Consider the following 561-nt stretch of genomic DNA (forward strand, 5'->3'; position numbering starts at 1 on the left):
TTATCTCCGCGAGATTTGTTAAATTAGAAAGGTTTGTAGATCTTTACTTTTAGCTTGCACGGATAGCAAATATGCCACTTCAGTCCCCTCTTACGTTTTCCGACGAACAAATCAATATCGGCGAACTAAAACAAGAGTTAGAAAAATTCAGCTCAACCCAAAAACAAGAGTTTCTTAATCATCACCCTGTGACCAGTCTAGTATTGGCTCGCGCAGAGTACATGGACTTATTGCTGACGCGTTTATGGCAATACTTCGGTTTTAATGACATTTACAACATCTCATTAGTGGCCGTTGGCGGATATGGTCGCGGTGAACTGCATCCGTTGTCCGACATAGACATTCTCGTTCTTTCTAACAACAAACTGCCGACTGCGTTAGAAGCGAAAATCAGCGAATTTATTACCTTACTATGGGACTTAAAACTGGAAGTGGGCCATGCGGTTCGCACTGTCAATGAATGTGCACAAATCGGTCGTGACGATCTAACGGTTGCCACTAACCTACAAGAAGCACGTCTGCTTTGTGGCAGCGAAGACACATTCCAAGCTTCAAAAAAAG

At 43.0% G+C, this 561-nt stretch carries 1 protein-coding gene; it reads left to right on the forward strand.

Going from position 1 to position 561, the window contains the following annotated elements; translation table 11 throughout:
• Positions 1-71: 71 nt before the first annotated feature.
• Positions 72-561, forward strand: a 490-nt coding sequence (locus R7044_RS27200) for a nucleotidyltransferase domain-containing protein (RefSeq protein ID WP_225456226.1), incomplete at its 3' end; no start/stop codon positions are given.

This window comes from Vibrio sp. 1402 (assembly GCF_033340275.1).